This is a genomic window from Pelomonas aquatica, from assembly GCF_026712205.1.
Taxonomy (GTDB): Bacteria; Pseudomonadota; Gammaproteobacteria; order Burkholderiales; family Burkholderiaceae_C; genus Pelomonas; species Pelomonas aquatica.
Genome location: NZ_JAPPUW010000036.1, coordinates 1 through 23965, shown reverse-complemented (window position 1 = coordinate 23965; position 23965 = coordinate 1). Strand labels below are relative to the sequence as shown.

18 protein-coding genes and 3 tRNA genes are annotated in these 23965 nt (G+C 69.9%); 16 read left to right on the top strand and 5 right to left on the bottom strand.

Annotated features, from left to right (window positions below; all coding sequences use genetic code 11):
* Nucleotides 1-23 precede the first annotated feature (23 nt).
* Entirely contained in the window at nt 24-1289 is a 1266-nt protein-coding gene (lplT, locus tag NYP07_RS23170; RefSeq protein ID WP_268154438.1) for a lysophospholipid transporter LplT, read from the bottom strand.
* 49 nt (nt 1290-1338) lie between these two features.
* On the bottom strand, nt 1339-2802 hold the full coding sequence (locus tag NYP07_RS24080) for a GAF domain-containing protein (RefSeq protein WP_268154436.1): 1464 nt from the start codon (nt 2800-2802) through the stop codon (nt 1339-1341).
* Between the two features lie 171 nt (nt 2803-2973).
* Here NYP07_RS24080 and NYP07_RS23160 point away from each other — a divergent pair, with 171 nt between their 5' ends.
* From NYP07_RS23160 to NYP07_RS23115, 10 genes are all read left to right on the top strand, one after another.
* Nucleotides 2974-3882 carry a glucosamine kinase nucleotide-binding domain-containing protein gene (locus NYP07_RS23160; protein ID WP_268154434.1) on the top strand — a complete coding sequence of 303 codons (909 nt, stop codon included), beginning with the start codon at nt 2974-2976 and terminating at the stop codon, nt 3880-3882.
* Nucleotides 3879-4610, top strand: coding sequence for a GntR family transcriptional regulator (locus NYP07_RS23155; RefSeq protein WP_268154433.1), 732 nt, complete (start codon nt 3879-3881; stop codon nt 4608-4610). The genes NYP07_RS23160 and NYP07_RS23155 overlap by 4 nt, the downstream gene beginning before the upstream one ends.
* A 97-nt stretch (nt 4611-4707) precedes the next feature.
* Nucleotides 4708-5832, top strand: coding sequence for an N-acetylglucosamine-6-phosphate deacetylase (gene nagA / locus NYP07_RS23150; RefSeq protein WP_420852399.1), 1125 nt, complete (start codon nt 4708-4710; stop codon nt 5830-5832).
* Nucleotides 5813-6835, top strand: a complete 1023-nt coding sequence (locus tag NYP07_RS23145) for an SIS domain-containing protein (RefSeq protein ID WP_268154429.1) — start codon at nt 5813-5815, stop codon at nt 6833-6835. The genes nagA and NYP07_RS23145 overlap by 20 nt, the downstream gene beginning before the upstream one ends.
* 7 nt (nt 6836-6842) lie before the next feature.
* A complete protein-coding gene (gene nagZ, locus NYP07_RS23140) occupies nt 6843-8315 on the top strand; it encodes a beta-N-acetylhexosaminidase (RefSeq protein WP_268154427.1) in 1473 nt (490 codons plus the stop codon).
* 20 nt (nt 8316-8335) lie between these two features.
* Complete coding sequence (locus tag NYP07_RS23135) at nt 8336-9595, top strand: MFS transporter (protein ID WP_268154425.1); 1260 nt, start codon at nt 8336-8338, stop codon at nt 9593-9595.
* Nucleotides 9592-10437, top strand: coding sequence for a glycoside hydrolase family 16 protein (locus NYP07_RS23130; protein WP_268154423.1), 846 nt, complete (start codon nt 9592-9594; stop codon nt 10435-10437). The genes NYP07_RS23135 and NYP07_RS23130 overlap by 4 nt, the downstream gene beginning before the upstream one ends.
* Nucleotides 10434-11570, top strand: coding sequence for a glycoside hydrolase family 18 protein (locus tag NYP07_RS23125; protein WP_268154421.1), 1137 nt, complete (start codon nt 10434-10436; stop codon nt 11568-11570). The genes NYP07_RS23130 and NYP07_RS23125 overlap by 4 nt, the downstream gene beginning before the upstream one ends.
* Complete coding sequence (locus NYP07_RS23120; protein ID WP_268154419.1) at nt 11567-12640, top strand: acyltransferase family protein; 1074 nt, start codon at nt 11567-11569, stop codon at nt 12638-12640. Before NYP07_RS23125 ends, NYP07_RS23120 begins: the two co-directional genes overlap by 4 nt.
* A gap of 5 nt (nt 12641-12645) precedes the next feature.
* On the top strand, nt 12646-13353 hold the full coding sequence (locus NYP07_RS23115; RefSeq protein WP_268154417.1) for a DUF6445 family protein: 708 nt from the start codon (nt 12646-12648) through the stop codon (nt 13351-13353).
* A 56-nt stretch (nt 13354-13409) separates the two neighbouring features.
* Here NYP07_RS23115 and NYP07_RS23110 read toward each other — a convergent pair whose 3' ends face one another.
* Nucleotides 13410-16070 (bottom strand): TonB-dependent receptor, encoded by a 2661-nt coding sequence (locus NYP07_RS23110; RefSeq protein ID WP_268154415.1) that lies wholly within the window; start codon nt 16068-16070, stop codon nt 13410-13412.
* Between the two features lie 330 nt (nt 16071-16400).
* Between NYP07_RS23110 and NYP07_RS23105 the strand changes: the two genes are divergently transcribed.
* Both NYP07_RS23105 and NYP07_RS23100 read left to right on the top strand, forming a co-directional pair.
* Nucleotides 16401-17360, top strand: a complete 960-nt coding sequence (locus tag NYP07_RS23105) for a cupin-like domain-containing protein (RefSeq protein ID WP_268154454.1) — start codon at nt 16401-16403, stop codon at nt 17358-17360.
* Nucleotides 17361-17379: 19 nt separating this feature from the next.
* Nucleotides 17380-18396 carry a cupin-like domain-containing protein gene (locus NYP07_RS23100; RefSeq protein WP_268154413.1) on the top strand — a complete coding sequence of 339 codons (1017 nt, stop codon included), beginning with the start codon at nt 17380-17382 and terminating at the stop codon, nt 18394-18396.
* A 1-nt stretch (nt 18397) separates the two neighbouring features.
* Here the strand turns inward: NYP07_RS23100 and NYP07_RS23095 are convergent, their stop codons facing one another.
* On the bottom strand, nt 18398-20008 hold the full coding sequence (locus tag NYP07_RS23095; RefSeq protein WP_268154411.1) for a tryptophan halogenase family protein: 1611 nt from the start codon (nt 20006-20008) through the stop codon (nt 18398-18400).
* A 100-nt stretch (nt 20009-20108) separates the two neighbouring features.
* Nucleotides 20109-22883, bottom strand: a complete 2775-nt coding sequence (locus tag NYP07_RS23090) for a TonB-dependent receptor (RefSeq protein ID WP_268154409.1) — start codon at nt 22881-22883, stop codon at nt 20109-20111.
* Between the two features lie 555 nt (nt 22884-23438).
* On the opposite strand from NYP07_RS23090, the gene NYP07_RS23085 reads away from it, so the two are divergent.
* From NYP07_RS23085 to NYP07_RS23070, 4 genes are all read left to right on the top strand, one after another.
* A tRNA-Tyr gene (locus NYP07_RS23085) sits at nt 23439-23523 on the top strand.
* A 47-nt stretch (nt 23524-23570) separates the two neighbouring features.
* Nucleotides 23571-23644: transfer RNA gene (locus NYP07_RS23080), tRNA-Gly, on the top strand.
* 72 nt (nt 23645-23716) lie between these two features.
* A tRNA-Thr gene (locus NYP07_RS23075) sits at nt 23717-23791 on the top strand.
* A 54-nt stretch (nt 23792-23845) separates the two neighbouring features.
* Nucleotides 23846-23965, top strand: a 120-nt coding sequence (locus NYP07_RS23070) for a GTP-binding protein (RefSeq protein ID WP_017452634.1), incomplete at its 3' end; no start/stop codon positions are given.

Below are 23965 nucleotides of genomic sequence, written 5' to 3'. Positions count from 1 at the left end.
GGCTCGCCGCAAGGGCGCCCGGTTCAGCTCCGCCGAAGCCGATCCACCCCAATCAGCGCCAGGATCGAAGCCGCCACCAACGTCCCCAGCCCGCTGAGCGTCACGCCAATCGGCACGCCCGCCGCCTCGCACCCCGCATAGGCCGCCAGCATCGCCAGCACGCTCAGGTTCTCGTTGAAGCCCTGCACCGCAATCGACCGCCCCGCGCTCAGCAGCACGGCGCCGCGGTGCTGCAGCAGCGCGTTCAGGGGCACGACCATCGCGCCGCCGACACCGCCCACCAGCGCGAGCACGAGCGCGGCCAGGCCGACATCGCTGACCTGCGCGACCACCGGCATCAGCAGGCCCAGCACGACGCCGGCCCACAGCCCGTGCCGCGCCTGGTGCAGCGCCAGCCAGCGTCCTGCCGCCGCCGCGCCGACTATGACGCCCACGGCCACGGCCGCCTGCAGATAGGCGGCCTGGCTCAGCGGCAGTCCCAGCGCAACGCCGGCCCAGCGCAGCACCGCGAACTGCAGCGTCGCGCCGACGCCCCAGAACAGCGTCGTCGCGGCCAGCGACAGGCCGCCCTCGCGGTCGCGCCAGAGCCGGCGGTTGGCCGCGCGGAACTCGCGCAGCAGCGCGCCCACGTCGTGCGATTCGCTGCGCTGGCGCCGGCCGCTGTCCGGGATGCCGGCGTTCAGTGCGCTGGACACCGCGTAGATCAGCAGCAGCGCGGCCAGCGAGCCGGTCAGCTTGTCCGCCGGCAGGTCCAGGCCGTCGCAGAAATCCGCCAGTCCCGAGGCCAGCCAGGCCGGGCTCACCAGCGCGCCGCCCAGCACCGCGCCCAGCAGCGCGGCCGACACGACGGTGATCTCGATCCAGCTGTTGGCCTTGACCAGGGCTTCCGGCTCGGCCAGCTCGGTGATGAGGCCGTACTTGGCCGGCGCATAGGCCGCCGCGCCCAGGCCGACGACGGCGAGCGCCGCGACCGGGTGCAGGCCCAGGGCCAGCAGCGCCAGGCCGGCGATCTTCACGAGGTTCATCGCCGCCATCACGCGACCCTTGGCGAAGGCGTCGGCCAGCGGCCCGACCCAGGGCGCGAGCACGACATAGGCGGCCATGAAGCCCACCTTCAGCAGCGGCGCCCACCACATCGCGAAGCCCTGCTGATGCAGCAGCGCGATGGCGACGATGAGCAGCGCGTTGTCGGCCAGGGCCGACGCGAACTGCGCGCCGATGAGGAGGCCGAAGCCGCGCGGCAGGGCGGGGCGACGGGGCGGGTGGGTGGCGTGCAGGACGGAGGACATCTCCGTCGCCAGCTTGTCATGCCGGCATGAAATGCCGGTGACGACGGCCTCAGCGCCGTATGGCTTCGAACAACAGCGCCAGCTGGCTGGCGATCAGCAGTTCCTGCCGCGTCCAGGCGCGCGTGGCGTGGGCGTCCACGAACCACAGCGCGCCGACGAGCTGGGCGCCGTCGTAGAGCGGCATCTCGATGCGCGCCTCGGCCGCGCCGGGCAGGCCGGCCAGTTCGGCGTGGCAGGGGTGCAGGGCCGCATCGGGCAGGGCCAGCGGCGCGCCGTGGCGGGTCAGCAGGTCGAGATAGCGCGGCTGGTCGCCGGCGCTCAGGCCGCCGTCGCCGAGCTGCCAGCGGACCACGCGGGCCAGGCCGAGGATGCGGCAGCCGGCCGCCTTCAGCTCGGCCAGGGCCTCGGCCGGCGGCGCCGCGGCCAGGCGCTGGCGCCGGCCGCACAGATGCAGCAGCAGCTCCTCGGGCGTCAGCGGTGCGCCGCCTTCGTCGGCCGGCGGCGCGGCCAGCGTCGCGCGTGCCGGCAGGCTCAGGCGCTCGATCTCGGACTGCAGGGCCAGGTGCTGCCAGAGGTGGTCGAGCGCGCCGGCGGCGTCGCCCTCGGCCTGCAGCAGCTCGGCCAGTTGCAGATGGGCCTGGCGGGCCTGGGCGCGCGCCTGGATGCGCTGGGCCAGCGCGAGGCCGTGGCGGGTCGAGCGCACGGCGGCCGCGTTGTCGCCGCGGGCCAGCGCGATCTCGGTCCAGGTGCGGCTGGCGGCGGCCTCCAGCCAGGGGTAGCCCTGGCGCGCGGCGATGTCCAGCGCCAGCCGGCAGTCGGCCACGGCCCAGTCCATGCGCTGGCGGGCCAGCGCCGCGCGTGCCAGGTGCCAGTGGGCCTCGGCCTCGAAGATGTGGTGGCCACCGCGCCTTGCGGCGGCGAGGCCATGGCTGAAGTGCCGCTCGGCCGCCGGCAGGTCGCCGGTCTCGAAGCTGCCCACGCCGATGTTCAGCGCCAGCTTGGCGGCGAGGTAGCTGTCGTCGACGCCGGCCAGATGCTCGCCGGCATCGCGCATCTGGCGCAGGCCGCGCGCCCAGTCGGCCTGGGCGTAATGCACCTGGCCCAGGCCGATGCGCGCGGCCACGCCGGCCTGGCAGTGGCCGCTGACCTCGGCGAGATCCAGCGCGCGCGACCACTGTTCGCTGGCGAGCTGGTACTCGCCCTGCTGGTAGGCGATGCGGCCCAGCGCCTCGCAGACGCGCGCGGCCTGCACCGGGAAATGGCCGGCGGCGGCCAGCGCGCCGGCCTGCTCCAGCGCGGGCAGCAGCTCCAGCGCGCGGCCGCGCGGCTCCAGCAGGCCGAAGCGGGCGTACAGTGCGTCCACGCCCGCCGCGGTGTCGCCGCTCGCGAAGGCATTGCGGCTGAGCGCCTCCAGCAGCCGGTCGGCCAGGGCGGGGTGGCGGTGCGCGACGCGGGCGATACGGCCCAGCAGGTCGGCCAGGGCCTCGCTGGCGGCGGGTTGGAGGGTGAACACGGCGGCGGTTTCGGGTTGGTTTCTCACTGGTATTCTTGTCGATTCCGAGGGTGCGCCGCACCCGGATTGGGGCTATCCCGTAGCCTACTCCGGCGGTCGTAGACCAGTTTAAAACCAATTGACGACCCCCATCGTTGGTATTAGAGTGGTATCGACTGAATCCCGTCGATCATGCCCCTCGTTCTCGATCCCTCTCTCCTCACTTCCCGCGACTCCGGCCGGCCTGTGCGCTGGTGGGTCGGCATCGATGGCGGGGGCACCAGCACCCGGGCCCTCGTGGCCGACGCCCAGGGGCGCATCCTCGGCCGCGGCGAATCCGGCGCATCGGCGCTGGGCCAGGGGGCCGGGCAGGCCTGGCGGCATATTGCCGACGCGGTTTCCTGCGCCGAGGTGCCGGGCCTGGACTTGCAGCACTGCGCCCTCGGCCTGGGCCTGTCGGGCACGGGCGTGCCGGCGCAGTTGCAGGCCTTTGTCGCGGCCGATCCCGGCGTGGCCCGCTTCACGCTGGTCACAGACGGCCTCGCGGCCCTGCTCGGCGCCCATGGCGGCCGGCCCGGCGCGCTGCTGATCTCGGGCACCGGCTCGGTCGCCGAGGCCCTGCTGCCCGACGGCAGCCGGCGCATGACTGGCGGCTGGGGCTGGCAGATCGGCGATGAAGGCAGCGGCGCCTGGCTGGGCCAGCAGGCCATGAAACTGGCCCAGGCCGCCTACGACAGCCGCGCCGGCGCGGGGCCGCTGGTGCAGTCGGTCTGGCGGCAGGCCGGCACCACGCGCGAGGATCTGCTGGGCTTCTGTGCCACGGCCGGCCAGGGCGGCTACGCGAGCCTGGCGCCGCTGGTCTTCGAGCACGAGGCCGACGACCCCGCCGCCGTCGCGCTGCTGGACGAGGCCGCGCGTGCGCTCGATGCGCTGGCCGCCGCCGTCCACCCCACGCTGCCGCTGGCCCTGGCCGGCAGCATCGCGCTGCGCCTCGCGGAGCGCCTCGGCCCGGCGCTGCAGTCGCGCCGCGTCGAACCCCAGGGCGACGCCGCCGCCGGCGCCCTCTGGCTCATCCAACAGCAGGAAATGGCCCCCGCATGAGTGCTGCCGTCTTCGACTTCAAGCCCGATCCCAACGCGGCGTCGCCGCTGTATATGCAACTGGCCCAGGCCCTGGCCCAGGCCATCCGCGACGGCGTCTTCCATGCCGACGAGGCGCTGCCTTCGGAGCGCGTGCTGGCCGAGCAGCTGGAGCTGTCGCGCGTCACCGCGCGCAAGGCCATCGACCGCCTCGTCGAGCAGGGGCTGATCATCCGCAAGCGCGGCTCGGGCAACTACATCGCGCCCAAGCTGGAGCAGCCGCTGACGCGCCTGACCAGCTTCTCCGAGGAGCTGCACCAGCGCGGCTTCGTGCCCAGCTCGCGCTGGCTGCTGCGCGGCTTCACGCCGGCCGCGCCGGACGAGCAGCTGTCGCTGGAGCTCAAGAGCGGCGAGCGCGTCGCGCGCCTGGAGCGGCTGCGCCTGGCCGATCAGGTCGTCATGGCCTACGAGGTCTCGGTGCTGCCGCAGTCGGTGCTGGCCGACCCGCAGAAGGTCGAGTCCTCGCTCTACACCCACCTCGGCGAGCGCGCCCCGGTGCGCGCGCTGCAGCACATCCGCGCGCTGAACGCCGACGCCAAGCTGGCGGGCCTGCTGGAAGTGCCGCTGGGCGCCGCCGTGCTCTTCATCACCCGCGTCGGCTATCTGTCCTCGGGCCAGGCCGTCGAGCTGACCCACTCCTACTGCCGCAGCGACTACTACGACTTCGTCGCTGAAATGAGGCGGGATTGATGAGACCCCTCGTCCAACGAGTACATCGCCATGACGGGCCGGCTTGGGAGCGGCCCGGCGCTCGGCCCGTGTCAATCACCACATGGCGGCAGCACTGATGCGAATCGAAGGCGACATCGTCACGCCCCAGGGCGTGATCCGCGGCCTGCTGGACATGGCGCAGGGCCGCATCGCGGCCATCGCCGGCACGCCCATCGACACGGCAAGCGCCGGCGAAGACGGCCGGCCGCTGCTGCTGCCCGGCTTCGTCGACACCCATGTGCACGGCGGCGGTGGCCGCGACACGATGGAAGGCGGCGACGCCATCACGACCATCGCGCGCCGTCATGCGCGCCACGGCACGACGGCGCTGCTGGCGACGACGATGACCGCGCCGATCGGCGAGATCGAGGCTGCGCTGAGGGCCCTCGGCCCGGTCTGCCGCGAGCGCGGCGCGCAGTCGGCGCGGGTGCTCGGCGCGCACCTCGAAGGCCCTTACATCAACCCCGGCCGCCTTGGCGCCCAACCGGCGCACGCCATCCCCGCGACGCTGGACGAGGTGCTGCGCCTGAACACGCTCGCGCCCATCAAGGTGCTGACGCTGGCGCCCGAGGTGCCCGGCCACCTGGCGCTGATCGGTCCGCTGCGTGATGCCGGCATCCGCGTGCAGATCGGCCACAGCAACGGCAGCTACGAGGACGGCGTGGCCGCGCTGGGCGCCGGCGCGGCCGGCTTCACCCACCTGTTCAACGCGATGAGCGCGCTGCACCACCGCGAGCCCGGCATGGTCGGCGCGGCGCTGGCCCACGGCGAACACGCCGAGCTCATCCCCGACCTGCTGCATGTGCACCCCGGCGCCATTCGCGCGGCGCTGCGCTGCATCCCGGGCCTGTTCTGCGTGACGGACTCGACCGCCGCGGCCGGCATGCCCGATGGCGACTACCGCCTCGGCGAATACACGGTGCGCAAATGCCTGGGCGGCGTGCGCCTGGCCGACGGCACGCTGGCCGGCAGTGCACTGACGATGGACCAGGCCCTGCGCAACCTCGTGCAGCGCCTTGCGCTGCCGCTGACCGACGCCGTGCGGCGCGTGTCGACCGCGGCGGCGGATTACCTGGGCCTGGCGGACCGCGGGCGCCTCGCCCCGGGTGCGTGGGCGGATGTGGTCGTGATGGATGCCGGGCTGGAGCTGCGGCGCGTGTTTGTGGAAGGTGAAGAGATCGATGTCGTCGCTGATGCTTGAAGAGGCGCTGAGCGCGCCGGATGCCGTGGCCCGCCAGTTGGCGGCCGACCCGCTCAGTTATGCCCGCCTGGGCCAGGCGCTGCAGGAGCAGCCGCCGTCCAGCGTGCTGACCATCGCGCGCGGCAGCTCGGACCACGCAGCCCACTACCTGGCCTATCTCGTCATGGCGCGCCTGGGCCGGCTGGTCACGTCGCTGCCGATGTCGCTGATCACGCTCTACCAGAGCCGCATCCACTGCGAGGGCCTGCTGTCGCTGGCCTTCTCGCAGTCGGGCCAGAGCCCCGACCTGATCGCGCCGACCGAATTCTTCCGCAAGGGCGGCGCCCGCACGGTGGCCTTCGTCAACGCCAGCGGCTCGCCGCTGGCCGCCGCGGCCGAGCATGTGTTCGAGCTGCACGCCGGCCCCGAGAAGAGCGTGGCCGCGACCAAGAGCTACATCGCCCAACTGGTGTCCGGCGCCCGCGTCGTCGCCGCCTGGCAGCAGGACGACGCGCTGCGTGCCGCGCTCAATGTGCTGCCCATCGCGCTGCAGCAGGCCTCCAGGCTTGACTGGAGCGCCGCCCTGCCGGTGCTGCAGGGGGCCGACCGCCTGTTCGTGCTGGGCCGCGGTACCGGCCTGGCCGTCGCGATGGAGGCGGCGCTGAAGCTGAAGGAGACCTGTGGCATCCAGGCCGAGGCCTTCTCGGGCGCCGAGGTCAAGCACGGCCCCATGGCCCTGGTGCGCGACGGCTATCCGCTGCTCGTCTTCGCGCCGCGCGGCCCGGCCCAGGCCGGCCTGCTGGCCATCGCCGAGGAAATGCGTTCGCGCGGCGGCCGCGTGCTGCTGGCGGCGCCTCTCGGCACCCCCGGCGCCGAGCTGCCGCTGGCCACGACGGGCAACGAGGACCTCGACCCCATCGCCCTGGTGCAGAGCTTCTATCCGATGGTCGAGGCACTGGCGCGGGCGCGCGGCTTCAACCCGGACGTGCCGCCGAATCTGGCCAAAGTGACCAAGACCCACTGAGACCGCCATGAGCACCTTTGACCCTGGCCGTCTCGTGATGGTCGACATTCCCGGCAAGTCGCTGGACGCCGAGACCGCCGCCTTCCTGCGCGAGCAGAAGATCCGCTCCGTCTGCCTGTTCCGCAAGAACATCGGCAGCGAGGGCGAGGTGCGCGCGCTGATGGCCGACCTCATCGAAGTGCTGGGCCCGCAGGCGCTGATCGGCATCGACCAGGAGGGCGGTGCCGTCGTGCGCGTGACCTTCCTGCCGCAGCCGCCGTCGGCCATGGCCCTGGGCGCCAGCGGCGATGCCGAGCGGGCCGAGGCCGTGGGTGCGGCGGTCGCGCGCGGGCTGAAGTCGCTGGGCATCAACTGGAACTTCGCGCCGGTGCTGGACGTCAACAACAACCCGGCCAACCCGGTCATCGGCGAGCGCAGCTTCTCCAGCGACCCGGTCAAGGTCAGCCGGCTGGCCGCCGCGTGGATGCGCGGCTCGCTGAGCGAGGGCGTGGCCTGCTGCGTGAAGCATTTCCCCGGCCATGGCGACACGCATGTGGACTCCCACCACGCGCTGCCCACCGTCGACAAGAGCCGCGCCGAGCTGAATGCGCTGGAGCTGGTGCCCTTCAAGGCGCTGGCTTCGCAGGCGCCGGCCATGATGACGGCCCACATCGTCTACCCGCAGATCGACCCCGACCGGCCGGCCACGCTGTCGCCGCAGCTCATCGGCGGCATCTTGCGCCAGGACTGGGGCTACGACGGCGTCGTCATCACCGACGCGCTGATGATGAAGGCCGTGGCCGAGCGCTTCGGCTATGCCAAGTCCGCCGTGATGGCCATCGAGGCCGGCGCCGACATGGTGCTGGCCCAGGGCTCGCTGGCCGAGCAGCGGGTCGCCATCAACGCGCTGCGCCAGGCCTTCGCCAGCGGCCGGCTGACCGCCGAGCAGGGCGAGACCGCCGCAGGCCGGCTGGACCGCCTGGCCGCGGCCTACCCGGCGCGCGCCGTGGCCAACGACGCCGCCCGCGCGGCCGACCATGAACTGATGGCCGAGGCCTGGGCCGCCGGCCTGACCGCGCTGCGCGGCGCCAGGCCACCGGCACTGACGGCGCCCATTCGGGTCATCGTGCAGGGCGACGTGCCGACCGACATGGTCTCCGAAGCCGGCCCGACCGGCCGCCAGGCCGTCGCGCTGTTCGAGGCCTTCGCCGATGCGCAGGTTCAGATGGTGGACGACATCGCGCAGCTCGACTGGACCCGCGTGCCCAGGGACGGCCGCACCAACGTGCTGGTGTCGACGCGCCGCGCCCGCTACGGTCTCGCGGCGAGCGAGTGGCGACCCGACCTGCACCTGTCGCTGTGGAACCCCTACCAGGCGCTGGACGTCGCTGGCCCGACCGTGCTGAGCTGGGGCTTCGCGCCCGGCGCGCTGGCCGGCCTCAAGGCCTGGCTGGAAGGCCGGGTGCAAGCCACCGGCCGCGCGCCGCAAGGGTTGCAGTGATGGAGCCGATCAAGACCCCCATGAGGTGGATTCCCTCCCTGTACTTCGTGCAGGGCATGCAGTTCTTCGTCGTCATGCTCATCGCGGGCCTGATGTTCAAGAACCTGGGCGTCGGCAACGACCAGATCGCGCGCTGGACCGCCGTGCTGGGACTGGCCTGGGCCATCAAGCCGCTGTGGAGCCCCTTCCTGGAGCTGGCGCGCAGCAAGAAGCTCATCGTCGTCGCGATGCAATACGCCGGCGCCGCCGGCCTGGGCCTGATGGCCCTGGCCCTGCACCTGCCGCACTGGTTCGGCGCGGCCATCGTCGTGCTCTTCCTGATTGCCTATGCGTCGGCCACGCACGACATCGCCTGCGACGGCCTTTACATGGCCTCGCTGGAGCCCAAGCGCCAGGCCACCTATGCGGGCTGGCAGGGCGCCTTCTTCAACGGGGCGCGCTTCTTCGTCACCGGCGTCGTGCTGAAGCTGGCCGGCTATCTGGAGGGCGAGATGGGCGTGTTCAACGCCTGGTCCAGCGTGTTCGCGATGCTGTGCGTGCTGGTCGCCGTGCTGGCCACCTACAACGCGCGTTTCCTGCCCGGCACGCTGAGCACCGAGCACAGCGACATGACCGCCTCGGGCGTCTCCGCGCTGCTGAAGGAGGTCATCATCGACTTCTTCAAGAAGCCCGGCATCTGGCTGGCCGTGCTCTTCATCGTGATGTTCCGCTTCGCCGAAGGCCAGGTGCAGACCATCGGCCCGCTCTTCCTGCTGGAGGCGCGCGACAAGGGCGGCCTGGGCCTGACGACGGGCCAGGTGGCCGACGTCTACGGCTGGGTGGGCACGGGCGCCTTCCTCGTCGGCTCGGTGCTGGGCGGCTATCTGACGAGCCGGCTGGGCCTGAAGCGCGCGATGCCGCTGCTCGTCATCGCGATGGGCGTGCCCAACGCGACCTTCTACTACCTCGCCAGCGCGCTGCCGCAGGACATGGCCCACATCGGCGCGGCCGTCGGCGTCGAGATGCTGGGCTATGGCTTCGGCTTCGTCGGCATGATCCTCTACATCATGCAGGCCGTGGCCCCGGGCCGCTTCCAGACGGCCCACTATGCGCTGGGTTCCGGCGTCATGCAGCTGGGATTCATCTTCGCCAAGTCCATCAGCGGCGACATCCAGATCGCGATGGGCTACCAGCAATTCTTCGCGTGGACCATCGGCTGCGGCCTGCCGGCCCTGCTGCTGCTGCTGTGGGTGCCGATGCCGCGTGCCGCGGCGCCCCAGGGCGAGGCGGTGCCCGCATGAGGGCAGCGCTGCTGGCCCTGCTGGCCGCCGCCGCGCCGGCCTTCGCGGCCGGCGAGTTCTTCGACGATTTCAAGCAGAAGGACCTCGACGCGCTGCGCGCCAGCGGCTGGGTGCTGCGCGAGGGCACGGGCCACCCGGGCATGCCGGGTTCGCATTTCGCGCCGCAGCAGCTGGCGCTGGAAGGCGGCCTGTTGAAGCTCAGGCTGTCCACCGACGGCAGCCCCGCCAGCACGGCGCTGGCCCAGCTCTGCGCGGCACGCAAGTTCCTGATCGGCACGACGACGGCGCGCGTGCGCTTCCGTGACACGGCCGGCTCGCGCGACCCCATCATCCAGAGCTTCTTCCTGGCCGGCCCGCTCAAGCACGACTACGACCCCGACTTCAGCGAGGTCGACTTCGAATACCTGCCCCACGGCGGCTGGGGCGAGCCCGAGACGCGGCTCTACGGCGTCAGCTGGCACACGGTGCGCATCGAGCCCTGGGAGTCCTTCAACCAGGCGTCCATCCTGCAGGGCAGCTTCGACGGTTGGCAGTTGCTGACCGTGCAGGTCGAGGCCACGCGCACGCGCCACTACGTCAACGGCCGCCTCATCGGCGAGCACAGCGGCCGCAACGTGCCGAGTCAGCCGATGGCGATCAGCTTCAACCACTGGCTGTCCGCCGGCGCCCCCGAGGGCGCGCCGCGCAGCTACGAGTTCGACGTCGACTGGGTGCTGCACGAGGCCGGCCGCACGCTGAGCCCCGCCGCCATGCAGGCCCGCGCCGCGCAACTGCAGCGCCAGGGCCGGGCGCGCATCGACACCGTGCCCGATTCGGGCCTGACCAGCGAATGCAATCTATGAAAAAGCTGTTCATCGCGGCGCTGGCCCTGGCAGCCGCCCTGGCCCAGGCACAGGTGCAGACCCGGCCGGTCGTCGGCGCCTATGTGCTGGCCGAGCACGGCGTCGACGCCGTCGACCAACTCCAGCCGGGCCGCGTGACGCATCTGCTCTATGCCTTCCTGCTGATCTGCGGCGAGGGCCAGCGCGCCCAGGACGCCCAGGCCTGCCAGGGCCAGCCCGGCTTCGGCATCGCGCCGCATGCCGAGCAGGCCGGCTTCACGGCCGCCTTCGAGCGCCTGAAGCAGCGCGACCCCCAGGTGCAGCTGCTGGCCTCGGTCGGCGGCTGGGGCGGCTCCGATCCCTTCTTCCATCTCGCCGCCACAGCCCAGGGCCGCGCGGCCTTCGTGAAGCATGCGACCGACTGGCTGCGCGCCCGCCCGGTCTTCGACGGCCTGGACATCGACTGGGAGCACCCCGGCTCCAACGGTGCGGTCAACGGCGTGGCGCTGGGCAGCCCGGCCGATGCGGAGGACTACGTGCTGCTGCTGGGCGAACTGCGCGCGGGCCTGGATGCGCTGGGCCGCGAGGCGGGCCGCCATTACGCGCTGACCGCGGCCATCAACACGACACGGGAGCAGCTGGCCCGCATGCCGATGGGCCGCGCGGCGCAGTCGCTGGACCTCGTCTTCATGATGACCTACGACTTCGCCGGCCCGTGGACGAAGAAGGCCGCCCACCACAGCGCCTTGCGCAGCGCCAGGCCCGGTGACGACACCAGCCTGGAGGCCGCGGTGGCCAACCTCCGCCGCGAGGGCGTGCCGGCGGCCAAGCTCGTCGCCGGCGTGGCCATGTACGGCCGCGGCTTCGACGGCGTCAAGGCCGATGGCAGTTATGCCAGGCCCTGGCCCAACGAGGACGGCTCGGTGCCCTTCAAGGACATCGACGCGCTGGCCGGCATGAAGGCCCATTTCGACAAGCGCACCCAGTCCTGGGCCATGGTCGGCGGCGGCCGCTTCGTCGGCTACGACGACCCGCGCGCCGTGCGTGCCAAGGTCGCCTTCGCCAGGCGCGCCGGGCTGGCCGGGGTCTTCGCTTGGGAGCTGAGCCAGGACAACGGCGAAATCCTCGGCGCGATGAACGCGATGCAGCCATGAGCGGCTCTGCTTCCAGGCGCATCGCCTCGGTCGACGCGCTGCGCGGCCTGACCGTCGCGGCCATGCTGCTCGTCAACAACCCGGGCGACTGGGACCATGTCTACTGGCCGCTGGAGCATGCCGGCTGGCACGGCTGCACGCCGACGGACCTGATCTTCCCGTTCTTCCTCTTCATCGTCGGCGTGTCGGCCGCGCTGGCCTTGGGGCCGCGCGTCGACGCGGGCGCCGCGCCGGGGCCGCTGCGCGCGGCCGTCGTCCAGCGCGGCCTGCGCATCTTCGGCCTGGGCCTGCTGCTGCATGCGCTGGCCTGGTGGCTGATGCACAGGCCCGAGTACCGCGTGCTCGGCGTGCTGCAGCGCATCGGCATCTGCTTCATCGCCGTGGGCCTGGTGGCGCTGCGGCTGCGCGCCCGCGGGCAATGGCTGCTGCTGCTGGCCCTGCTGGCCGGCTATGGCGCGCTGCTGCAGTCCGGCCCCACGCTGGACAAGCTCGGCGGCCTGAACCAGCGCCTGGACACTGCCGTGCTGGGCCGCTTTGCCTACGAATGGAACGCCGCCACCGGCATCGCTTTCGACCCCGAGGGCCTGCTGTCCACGCTGGGCGCGCTGGCGACGGCCGTGCTCGGCCTGATCTGCGGCGGGCTGCTGCGCCGCGGCCGGAGCCGCGACCTGATGCTGACGGGGCTTGCGGCGGCGCTCGCCGGCTGGCTCTGGTCGGGCTGGCTGCCCTTCAACAAGCAGTTGTGGACGCCGTCCTTCGTGCTGTGGACCGGCGGCCTGGCGGCCGTGGCCCTCGTGGCCGCGCATGCCTGGATCGACCGGCGCGGTCATCGCCCCTGGGGCCGTGCTTTCGGCCTGAATGCCATCGGTGCCTACGCCGGGGCCTGGATGTGCACGGTGCTGCTCGAAGGCTTAGGCTGGATGGCGCCGCTCTACCGCGGCGTGTTCGGGCCGCTGGGCCCGCTGCTCGGGCCGCAGGGCCAGTCGCTGGCCTTTGCCGTCGCCTTCGTCGCGGTCTGGGCCGTCATCGTCTGGCGGCTGGACCGGCGCGGCTGGTACTGGAAAATCTGAACTTCATGAGCGCTAACGCATTCGCCGTGCGCATGCCGCCGGACGTGCGTTCCGTGCAGGTCGGCGGGCATGCCGTGGTCTTCATCGACGATTTCCTCGCGGACCCGCAGGCCCTCGCCGACGCGGCCTGCCGCGCGCGCTTCGAGCCCTGCGCCGGCTTCGACGAGAAGCGCGGCTACCCCGGCCTGCGCGCCCCCGTGCCGCCGGCCTATTCCGAGTGCCTGACGGCGCTGCTGGATCCGCTGATCCGCATCAACTTCGGCGTGCCCGACGCGCTGGCGCTGAAGAAGACGCCCTGCGCCTTCTCGCTGACGACGGTGGCGCCCGGCGACCTGGGGCCGCTGCAGCGCGTGCCCCATTTCGACGCCAGCACGCCGCACTACATGGCGGCGCTGCTCTACCTCTGCGACGAGCAGCAGGGCGGCACGGCCTTCTACCGCCACCGCGCCACCGGCCTGCAGCAGATCACGGCCGACGGGCGCGAACGCTATGGCGACGCCGTCTACGCCGAACTCGACCGCCAGCCGGCGCCGGCGCGCTACTTCGCCGATTCCGACGCGCGGTTCGAACTGCTGGGCGTGATGCGGGCGCGCTTCAACCGCCTCGTCGTCTATCGCGGCAGCCTGCTGCATTCGGCCATCGTCAACCCGCGGCGGCTCAGCGCCGACCCGCGGGCAGGCCGGCTGACGGTCAACAGCTTCTACGACTTCTAGCCGGCGGAAAAAAGCCCGGCGGCTGCCGGGCTGAAGGGAGACAAGGGGGTGCTGGCTCAGAACTTCGCGCTCAGGCCCAGGCGATAGGTGCGCTCTCCGTCGAAGCCCCAGGCCGGGAAGCCGGCCTTGAGCGAGGGCCGCACGGTGCTGTTGGGATTCGCGACACCGTACTGCAGGTCGTCGGTCTTGAGCAGGTTGGTCGCGTCGAAGGACAGGCGCAGCTGCTTGGTGATGTTCCAGCCCAGGCTCAGGTCCAGGCTGCCATAGGCGTCGTGCATGCGGTTGCCGTACCAGCCGCTCTCGCGGACCATGTACTTGGAGCGCCAGTTGTAGGCCAGGCGCGCCATATAGGTCTCGTTCTCGAAGTAGCCCACCGCGTTCACGTTGTGCTTGGACGACAGCGTGAACATGTTGAGCTGGTCTTCGTACGAGCTGGCGGGGGCCTTGGCGTCGGCATAGGTGTAGTTGGCCTGCACGCCGAAGCCGTTGCCGAAGCCGTGGTTGACCTGGAGCTCCGTGCCCTTGATCGTGCCGCCACCCGCGTTGATGTAGCGCGTGAGGATCCAGTCGTCGAGGCCGGTGTCGGGGCTGACCACGCCCACCTTCTGGTGGTATTGGGTGGTGGTGGTGATGAAGTTGCTGATCCTCTTGTAGAAGAGCGCCGCGGAGACCAGGTTGCCGCGGCCGTAGTAGTGCTCGATGCCCAGATCGAACTGGTTCGAGGTCTGCGGCTTCAGGTTGGGCGTGCCGTAGTTGAATCCGTCGTTCTGCGTGTTCTTGTCGTTGAAGCCCACCACCTGCGTCAGGAACATGTTGGCGAAATTGGGCCGGGTCATGGCCTGGGCCAGCGCGAAGCGCAGGATGGTGTCCTTCTGCAGGTCGTAGGCGAGGTTCAGGCTGGGCAGGAACTTGCCGTAGCTGGCGCTCTGGCTGGTCTGGCTCTTGCTCCAGCCGTCGTTGTTGCTGACGTAGTTAGGGTCGGTGGTGGGCCACAGTGTGCCGTCGAAGGCATAGCCCGTGGCCGTGGCCTTGGTGTGCACGTAGCGCAGCCCGAAGTTGCCGCGCAGTTGCTCGGCTTCGAAGTCGAACATGCCGTAGGCCGCGGTGTTCTTCTCGTTGAGCACGCCATAGGCGGAGCGGTCCTCCACCCAGCCCGTCAGGTTGCCGGCGGCCGCGGCCAGCATGGCGCCGATGTTGGGCTTGGCCACGGTCCAGCTGCCGAGCGGCACGGTGCCGCTGAACAGCGAGGCGGTGTCCACGGTCTTGGGGGCGGCCGCGTACAGGCCGACCTGGCCGGACTTCGTGAAGGTGTGGTCGGTGCTGCGCAGGCCGGCCTTGAAGGCGGTGAGGAAGCCGCCGTTCAGGTCAATGCTGGCGTCCAGCTGCAGGAAGTCTTCCTTGTCGCGGTTGGGGCCGCGGCCGTTGGCCCAGCTCTCCGACTGCGACTGCGCCGGCAGGTTGCTCAGCGTGATGTTCTGGCTGGACGACGGCGAAAGCTTGAGCTTCTTGCCGGTGGCGTCGATGGTGCCCGTCCACAGCGGCAGCGGCGAGAAGGCATTGGCGGTGCCCCAGCCATCGGGGTCGGTCGGCGGCGCGTTGACGTAGGCGAAGTTGGTCGTCTGGTCGGTGCCGCCATCGGCCTTGGTCGAGCCGCCGACGGCGGAGACCTTGTAGCCCTCGCCGCGCCAGCTGCCGTTGAGCACCAGGCTGTCCGAGCTCATCGACGCACGGCGCACCCAGTTCTGGAAGAACACATGCTCGGAGCTGGGGTCGGCAGCGCCGCGCACATGCAGCGTGCACACGCCGTTGACCGGGTTGGTCAGCTTGCAGTTCTGCGGGTCTTCGGCAGTGAAGATGTACTGGCTGGTGTTGGAGTTGTTGGCGTCGTAGTTCAGGTGCAGATAGTTCAGGCTCAGGTCCAGGCCCTGCACCGGCCGTGCCTGCAGCGTCAGGTTGACGGCCTGGCGCTTGCGGTCCTGCACGAAGACGGTGGGCTCGACGTCGCCGTTCCAGCGGTTGTCGGCCTCGATGCCGTGGCGGATGTAGTTGCCCTTCTCCGCAGCGCCGGCCAGCAGCACGCCGAAGGTCTTGGCCTCGTTGCGCCAGCTGTAGAGGGCCGAGGCCTCCCGGCTGACGCCGCTGGTGCTGCCCTTGCCCACCTTGACGCTGGCGAAGGCAGTGTGCGCGGCCTGGTCCAGCGGCATGCGGGTCTTGACGATGACGGTGCCGCCGATGCCGCCTTCGGTGATGTCGGCCTGCGAGGACTTGTAGACCTCCATGCCGCCGATCAGTTCGGGCGGCAGCAGCGAGTAGTTGAAGGAGCGGTCGACGTCCTTCTGGTCGTACCAGCCGGTGGAGGCGACGGTCTGGCCGTTCAGCGTGGTGTAGGTCATCTGCGGATCGGTGCCGCGGATGGAGACCGAGGCGCCGACGCCGAAGTCGCGGCCCACCGAGATGCCGGGAATGCGGCCCAGGGCCTGGCCGACGTCGGAGTCGGGCAGCTTGCCCACGTCTTCGGCCGACACGGCGTCGACGATGGCGGTGGCGTTCTTTTTGATCGTGGCCGACGTCTGCAGCGCGGCGCGGATGCCGGTGACGACCACCTGCTCCAGCTGCGCGGAGGCAGGTGCCTGGGCTTCCTGGGCCTGGGCGGCGAGCGATGCGCCCAGCAATGCCAGCGACACGGCGGCCGCGATGGGGGTCTGCTTGACCTTCATGAACAAATCCTCGTTATGGTCAATGGAATCAGGGCGGGGCCGCACCGATCCGGCCGCGTGCCACCTTCAGCCCGGCCGCGCCCCTGCGGGTCCAGGGGCGGCGTGCGGCCGGTGCGATGCCACTGTAATGAGCGATAACGCCACTTTGGTACCAATTTAATCTGGGTGATTTCCCTGATGGTTTCTATGTTGCCCATGAAGATCGTCATGTCTCCCCTTGTGCTCGACGGCTGTGGGTGTTGCACTGGTATTAGACTGGCGTCTAGATGGCGAGCGGATTTCGTTGTTTATTGGCGATGTCGACCCTGATGGGGAGCTGAGGTGGCAGGCATGAAGCGCGTGGAGAGCTGGCTGGCGGCCGACGGGCCGCAACTCAGGGAGCGCCTGGAGCAGCGGGCCGAACCCGTGCTGCTGAAGAGCCTGGTGGCGCATTGGCCGGCCGTGCAGGCCGGGCGCGCGGCGGCAGCGGGCATCTGCGACTACCTGGCCCGCTTCGACCGCGGCGTCGAGGTCTTCGCCACCAAGACGCGTGCCGCGGCCCGCGGCGTGATGGGCTACAACGACGAGCTGACCGACTTCGCCTTCGTCAAGGCGCGCATGACGCTGGCCGAGTTCATCGCGAACCTGCGGGCCTATCTGCCGATGCAGGGCGCCCCGGCCATCGCCGCGCAATGCGCCAAGGTCGGCGAGGTCATCCCGGGCTTCCTCGACGAGAACCCATTGCCGGCCCTGCCGGGCGTGGTGCCCAATTTCTGGCTGGGCAATGCGCTGACGGTGCCCGTGCATCACGACCACCCGCACAACCTGGCCTGCGTCGTGGCCGGGCGGCGGCGCTTCACGCTGTTCGCGCCGGAGCAGGTGGGCAACCTCTATATCGGCCCGCTGGAGCACACGCCGTCGGGCGCGCCGATCTCGGTCGTGCACCCCCAGGCGCCGGACTTCGAGCGCTACCCGCGCTACCGCGAGGCGCTGGCTGCGGCTCGGGTGGCCGACATGGAGCCCGGCGACGCCCTCTACATCCCGCCGTTGTGGTTCCACCAGGTCGAGGCGCTGGAGAAGGTCAATCTGCTGGTCAACTACTGGTGGCCCGTGGCCGGCCTGGCCGAAGATGCACAGCTGCCCAGCCCGGCGAACGCGCTGATGCAGGCCATCAAGGTCATGAACGCACTGCCGCAGCCGCAGCGCGACGCCTGGGCGGCGATGTACGGCCATTACATCGTGCAGCGCGAGCAGGAGCCCGGCGCCCACATCCCCGCGCCCTGGCACGGCGCGCTGGCGCGGCGGCGCTGAAGAAACCAGGATCCCCGGCATGCAAGCGATGAAGGAACTGCACGGCGTCACGCGCGAGCGCTTCGAGCGCGAGGTGATGGCCGGCTACGAGCCGGTGGTGATGCGTGGCGTCGTCGGCGACTGGCAGCTGGTGGCACAGGGGCGTGCCGGCCTGGAGGCCTGCCTGCAATACCTGATGGGTTTCGACCAGGGCGAGGCCGTCGATGCCGTGCTCGCCAAGCCCGAGGCCGTGCGCGCCTTCAGCTACAGGCCGGGCCTGGACGGCTTCAACTTCACGCGCGACAAGCGGCCCTATGCGGCGCTGTTCGAGCAGCTCTGGCGCTACAGCCATTTTCCCGATCCGCCCAGCCTCGCGGCGCAGAGCGCGCTGGTGTCGGCCGCTCTGCCGGGGCTGGAGCGGGCCAACGCGCTGCCGCTGCTGGATGCCGGCGTCGCGCCGCGTATCTGGATCGGCAATCGTGCGACGGTTCCAGCGCATTTCGACGACTCGCACAACATCGCCTGCGTGGCGGCCGGCCGGCGCCGCTTCACGTTGCTGCCGCCGCAATGCGCGCCGCTGCTCTACCTCGGCCCGCCGGACTACGCGCCCACGCCGGCGCCGATGTCCGTCGTGCCCGACCTGCACCGGGCCGACCCGGCGCAGTTCCCGCTGCTGGCCGAGGCGCTGGCCCAGGCCGTCGTGGCCGAACTGGAGCCGGGCGATGCGATCTACATCCCGCCGCTGTGGTTCCACCAGGTCGAGGCGCTGGCGCCGCAGCTGAACATCCTGCTGAACTACTGGTGGCGGCCCGCGCCCGCGCCGGGCCGCCGCGACGACCTGCACCTGGCCACGATTCGGCTGGCCATGCTGGCCCTGCGCCATCTGCCGGACGCCGAGCGCGAAGGCTGGCGCGCGCTGTTCGGGCACTATGTGTTCGGCGCGCGCGGCGAGGCGCTGGCCCATATTCCCGACGGTCAGCGCCACATGTTCGGCACGCTGGACGCCGCCCAGGACGAGGCCATCCGCAAGGACGTCGCCGCGCAGCTGAAGCGCTGAGCTACCAGAGATAGAGCTGCAGCGTCTTGTCGCCCACGCGCGGCGGGATGTCGGCCAGCAGCTCGCGGTGGTCGGGGAAGTTCAATGCGCTGCGAGACACGAAGTCGTCCACGGCGTCCAGCCGGTGCCGCGCCTGGTGGGCGGTCGGCGTCTGCAGGTCTCGCGCGTCCGGGAAGATGCCCATGCCGGCCAGCAGCGCGTACCAGGACACGATGGGATAGCCGCCGCCGAAGCGGCCCTGCCTGAGGCCCGCGGCCAGCGGCTTGCGCGACATCCAGGTCATCAGCACGCCCTGCAGCGAGTCCGACAGCTGCATGTTGTCGGCGTTGGCGCGCCAGTAGTCGGTGTCGGTGCGCGAGTTGGTCTTGTAGTGCGCCACGATGTAGTCGCGCGTGTTCTCGAAGCGCGTGCGCATGCCGTCGTTGAAGCGCTGCTGCGCGGCCGGGCCGAGGTCGCCGGCCTCCAGCGCGTCCACCAGCGCGGCGGCCGTGCGCTGCACGAAGAGCAGGGCGGTCGCCTCCAGCGGTTCGATGAAGCCCTGCGACAGGCCCACGGCCACGCAGTTGCGGCTCCATTGCTTCTCCATGCGGCCGACGCGCATCTTCAGGTGGCGGGCCGGCACGTCGGCGTCCAGCAGGCCGAGGTGGCGGCGCAGCTCGGTCTCGGCCTCGTCGGCCGAGCAGTGGGCGCTGCTGTAGACATAGCCGTTGCCGTGGCGGTTGGTCAGCGGGATCTTCCAGGCCCAGCCGTGGCGCAGCGCGGTGGAGACGGTCTGCGATTCGATGGCACCGTTGAGCGGCGTCGGCATCGCGATGGCCGCGTCGTTGAACAGGTTCTCGGCATAGGAGATGAAGGGCGTCTGCAGGGCCTTGCCGATCAGCAACGACGCGAAGCCGGTGCAGTCGACGAAGAAGTCGGCGGCCAGCGTCTCGCCGTCGTCGAGCTGCAGGCGGTCGATGTCGCCGCCCTCGTTCAGCAGCACCTGGGTGACATGGCGCTGCAGATGCTGCACGCCGCGCTCGACGGCCTTGGCGGCGAGGAACTGGCCGAGCAGCGTCGCGTCGAAGTGATAGCCATACCAGATGTCGAACGGGAAGTTGCGATGCGCCCGCGGCCCGCGGCCCTGGCGGGCCAGCGCCGCGGCGACGAAGAAGCGGTCCGGGTGGGCGTCAACGTCCGCGCCTTCCAGCCGCGCATGCACGTTGTCCACGAATTGATGCATGGTCATGTTGTCCAGCATCGACGCGAACGGGTGGAAGTAGCGCTCGAAACCGGGCTTGGTGGACCAGCCTTCGAAGGTGATGCCGCTCTTGTAGGTGGCGTTGCAGGCGGGCATCCATTCCGACTCCTCGATGCCGAGGCCGTCGAAGAAGCCGCGCAGCCAGGGCGTCGAGCCCTCGCCGACGCCGATGATGCCGACCTGGGGCGACTCCAGCACCGTCACCTTCAGCCGCGGGCCATAGGCCGTCGTGGCCAGCATCAGCGCCGTCATCCAGCCTGCCGTGCCGCCGCCGACGACGCAGACATGGCGCACCGGCGGCGCTGCCTGTGTGCTGCCGCCGGTGGGGCGGGCGGCGACGTGCTGGTTGAAGACGGTGGCGGTGTCGTTCATGGTGTGGTCGGCACGGAAAAAGGGGAACGTGTCGTCCACGCTCCCCTTTTGATTTTGGTGGGCGTCGCAGAGCCCGCAGCGGGCTCTGCGCGGTCCCATCTCAATACTTGACGCGGGCGGTCAGGTAGAACTGGCGGCCGTTCTTGTAGATGGCGCGCGGTTCCGACTTGTAGTCGCCGTAGTATTTCAGGACCGGGTCGTTCAGGTTCTGGGCGTCGAGGCTCACGGCGAAGTGGTCGTTGAGCTTGTAGCCCAGCGATGCCGACAGCACGCCGCCACCCGCCTGGTAGTAGTCGGTGCCACGGTCGCGGCCCAGGTAGTTGTCCGACGAATAGCCGTAGTTCACGCGTGCCGAGAAGCTGTCGTTCTCGAAGAAGCCGCCCAGGTTGGCGGTGTTCTTGACCGAGCCGCGCAGCACGTGGCCGCTTTCATCGTGGCCGTCGGCCAGCGTGTAGTTGGCGTTGATGCCGAAGTTGTTGGCGATCGGCGTTTCGAACGCGAACTCCAGGCCGGTGACGCTGGCCGCCTTGTTGACCTGCGTGGTCAGGTCGAACGGCGCGTTGATGAAGGTGTTGGGGACACCGTTCTTGACTTCGGTCCTCAGGGTGGCGCGCTTGATGCCGTCGATGATGTAGCTGCCCATCTCCATGTGGAAGGCGCCCACCGACACGAAGGCGCGCGGCGCGAAGTACCACTCGACGTTCGCGTCGAAGTTGGTCGAGCGAACCGGCTTGAGGTCCGGGTTGCCGGCGGCGCCCGTGCCCACGGCCTGGCCGGTCGGGTCGCTGTAGGTGCCGGTGCTCTGCGTCGCGGACAGGGCCGTGTAGTCCGGGCGCGTCAGCGTGCGCGACAGGGCCAGGCGGGCCACGACGTTGCGGGTCACGTCGATGCGGATGCTGGCGCTGGGCAGGACGTCCGTGTAGTTGTTGTCACGGAACGACTGATAGCAGCCGCCGCCGTCGCACCACGGCGACACCGCATAGCCGGGCATCGTCGTGTCCTTGGTGGGAACCCAGGTCAGCGAGGAGGTCTTGGTGTTCACCAGGCGCAGACCGACGTTGCCGCTCCAGCCTTCGCCTTCCAGGTTGCCCTGGACGTAGCCGGCGGTCACGCGTTCCTTCACGGAATATTCATTGGCCACGTGACGGCGGCCGATCGGGCGGACGGCGTTGATCGCGTCATAGGCGGCCAGCGTGGCCTCCGTCGGGTACTGGATGTTGGTCGGGAAGCCGCTGCCCAGGCCATTGCCGAAATTGCTCGGGTAGGACTGGGTGTAGTCGCTGCTCATCAGGCCGATGGGCAGGCCGTTCGAACCCTTCACCGGAGCGCCCCAGTTCGGGCCCTGGCCGATGATCGGGCCGTCGGTGTAGCGCTTGTGCTCGGAGTTGCGCAGGCCGAACTTCAGGCTGCGCAGCACGCCGGCGTCGAGCGCATACTCGGCGTCGACCTGGGCCCAGGTTTCCTTGTCCTGCACGACGACGTTCTGGTCGCCGAAGATCCAGTCCAGCTGGAAGGGGACGCCAGGATCGGCGGACGGCGAGGTCGTCATCGTGAAGGACGGAGCCTGCTTGCCGCCGTGCAGGTTGAAGCTGGCGGCCGTGCCGAAGATGTCGCCTTCGAAGACGTTCTGCGTGTCGGTCTTGCCCTTGCCGTTGGACGTGCCGGCGTTGCCCGACAGCTTCAGCGTGTCGTTGACCTTCCAGGAGCCTTCCAGGTTCATGAAAGCGGTCTGGGCCGAGGCCTTGCGCGAGATCAGGTCATAGACGCCGATCTGGGCCGGCTTCGCGGACGTGTAGGTCGCGTCGGTCAGGATGTGGGTCGAGGGGTCGATGGCGTAGCTGGCCAGCGTTGCATTGGCCATCGACCACTGGTTGGACAGCATGTAGTTGCGGTTGTAGTTGTCCGCATCGAGCTTGGACGACATGCCGGTGAGGGTCAGGTCGACGTCCTTGGTCGGCTTGACCTGGACGCTGACCACGCCGCCCTTGCGCTCACGCTCCTGCGTGAAGTAGGCGGAGCCCATCAGGTTGGGGACCAGCGCACCCGCCAGGGCCGGGTTGGCCGCCACGAGGCCGGGGTTCAGCTGCTCGATGGGCGTCAGGGCCTTGGCGCCGTCGTGGGCCATCGTCTCGACGCCGTCGCGACGCAGGTGACGCTTCTCGTCGAAGGCCTGCACCAGGATGCCAAAGGTCTTGGCGTCGTTCTTGTAGGCGAACAGCGCGCTGACCTGCGGGTCGTTCTTCTTCGGCAGGTCGGCATAGACCATGCCCAGGCCGGCTTCGAAGGTCAGGGACTTGGAGAAGTCCAGCGGCTTGCGGGTGATGATGTTCACCGCGCCGGCCGTGCCGCCTTCCGTGTCGGAGGCCTGGGCGTTCTTGTGCACCTCGACGCGGCTCACCAGTTCGGAGGGCAGCAGCGAGAAGCTCACGCTGCGGCCGACGCCGGCGCCGGTCTGGTCCAGCACGAACCAGTCGCCGTTGGCCACGGCATGGCCGTCCAGCAGGGTCTGGGTCAGGCTGGGGTTGGTGCCGCGCAGGCCCACGCGGTCGCGCTCGTCAAAGCCGCCGGAGCCGCCCGAGGGGCTGTTCAGGATGGTGACGCCGGGGATGCGGGCCAGCGAGTCGGCCACGTTCTTGTCCGGCATCTTGCCGATGTCTTCGGCGGAGATGACGTCGACGTGGGTGTCGGCATTGCGCTTGACGTTCAGGGATTTTTCCTGCGACGCGCGGATGCCGGTCACGACGACCGCTTCCAGCTGTTCGGCTTGGGCCGGTGCCGGTGCCGGTGCCGGTGCCTGCTGTGCCGTGGCGGCGCCGCCGATGCCGAGCAGGGCGATGAATACCGCCTGCGAGATGGGAGTCTGCTTGACCTTCATGTGCTGTTCCTCGTTGTGGCCATGGAAATCGGGGTGGCGGCGACGGCTTCCTGCTCAGTTGCATACCACCTTAAGTCCGGTTGCTGCCCGGTCTGCCCTCGCGAGCCGCGTGCAGCCAGTGCAATGCCACTGTAACGACTGATAACGCCACTTTGCTACCAGTCTGAGTCAGGGACTTTCCCGAATACGCCTTTGCTAGCGGGGCGATGCTGCCGTTCCCTCCCTCTGTGAGGGCGGTTTCGCCTCAGGCAAATTGGTATGTTATTGGTATTTATTGTGCGCAAAAATTGTTGCTCGCCAGCGACGAGGCGCTTGCCGGCGCGATCGAATTGGGGTTTGCCGACGGCTTCCGCTGGTAGCTGGGTGGCCTTGTTCTGGTGCTGGATTGGTCGCCTGTCGCCGGTGTGCGCAGAGAGGCTGGGCTTGCCGTGTGGTGGTCTGGTGCCGCTGTGCGGCGCTCCTTGCATCGAGGCGTGACGCGCCGATGTCGGCGATTGCTCGTCAGGCCGCTGTTGTGACTCGCTGCGCTTGTGCTATAGTTGCGGGCTTGCCTCAGGAGGGGTGGCCGAGTGGTTAAAGGCAGCAGACTGTAAATCTGCCCGCATTGCGTACGCTGGTTCGAATCCAGCCTCCTCCACCAAAGCATGCTTTGCGTGCCGAGGGCATCTGAGGTTGAGAGCTCCCAGGGCGGGAGTAGTTCAATGGTAGAACCTTAGCCTTCCAAGCTAATGACACGGGTTCGATTCCCGTTTCCCGCTCCATCGCGAGCGGCTCGGTCGGCAAGCGTCGACACCGGTTTGCCGGCCAATCCCTGGCGTCAAACCCGTGCCGATGCCCATGTGGCTCAGTGGTAGAGCACTCCCTTGGTAAGGGAGAGGTCACGCGTTCGATCCGCGTCATGGGCACCACCAATTTCTCTTTTTCTTCTACTCGTCTCAACGGGTTCGCCTCAGGAGCGCAAGATGGCAAAAGGCAAGTTTGAACGGACCAAGCCGCACGTGAACGTGGGCACGATCGGTCACGTGGACCACGGCAAGACGACGCTGACGGCGGCGATCGCGACGGTGCTGTCCAAGAAGTTC

Bases quoted from the DNA above. Each gene is read 5' to 3' on its own strand.
- lplT (WP_268154438.1), bottom strand. From the start codon at position 1,289: ATGTCCTCCGTCCTGCACGCCACCCACCCGCCCCGTCGCCCCGCCCTG.
- NYP07_RS23160 (WP_268154434.1), top strand. From the start codon at position 2,974: ATGCCCCTCGTTCTCGATCCCTCTCTCCTCACTTCCCGCGACTCCGGC.
- NYP07_RS23155 (WP_268154433.1), top strand. From the start codon at position 3,879: ATGAGTGCTGCCGTCTTCGACTTCAAGCCCGATCCCAACGCGGCGTCG.
- nagA (WP_420852399.1), top strand. From the start codon at position 4,708: ATGCGAATCGAAGGCGACATCGTCACGCCCCAGGGCGTGATCCGCGGC.
- NYP07_RS23145 (WP_268154429.1), top strand. From the start codon at position 5,813: ATGTCGTCGCTGATGCTTGAAGAGGCGCTGAGCGCGCCGGATGCCGTG.
- nagZ (WP_268154427.1), top strand. From the start codon at position 6,843: ATGAGCACCTTTGACCCTGGCCGTCTCGTGATGGTCGACATTCCCGGC.
- NYP07_RS23135 (WP_268154425.1), top strand. From the start codon at position 8,336: ATGAGGTGGATTCCCTCCCTGTACTTCGTGCAGGGCATGCAGTTCTTC.
- NYP07_RS23130 (WP_268154423.1), top strand. From the start codon at position 9,592: ATGAGGGCAGCGCTGCTGGCCCTGCTGGCCGCCGCCGCGCCGGCCTTC.
- NYP07_RS23125 (WP_268154421.1), top strand. From the start codon at position 10,434: ATGAAAAAGCTGTTCATCGCGGCGCTGGCCCTGGCAGCCGCCCTGGCC.
- NYP07_RS23120 (WP_268154419.1), top strand. From the start codon at position 11,567: ATGAGCGGCTCTGCTTCCAGGCGCATCGCCTCGGTCGACGCGCTGCGC.
- NYP07_RS23115 (WP_268154417.1), top strand. From the start codon at position 12,646: ATGAGCGCTAACGCATTCGCCGTGCGCATGCCGCCGGACGTGCGTTCC.
- NYP07_RS23110 (WP_268154415.1), bottom strand. From the start codon at position 16,070: ATGAAGGTCAAGCAGACCCCCATCGCGGCCGCCGTGTCGCTGGCATTG.
- NYP07_RS23105 (WP_268154454.1), top strand. From the start codon at position 16,401: ATGAAGCGCGTGGAGAGCTGGCTGGCGGCCGACGGGCCGCAACTCAGG.
- NYP07_RS23100 (WP_268154413.1), top strand. From the start codon at position 17,380: ATGCAAGCGATGAAGGAACTGCACGGCGTCACGCGCGAGCGCTTCGAG.
- NYP07_RS23095 (WP_268154411.1), bottom strand. From the start codon at position 20,008: ATGAACGACACCGCCACCGTCTTCAACCAGCACGTCGCCGCCCGCCCC.
- NYP07_RS23090 (WP_268154409.1), bottom strand. From the start codon at position 22,883: ATGAAGGTCAAGCAGACTCCCATCTCGCAGGCGGTATTCATCGCCCTG.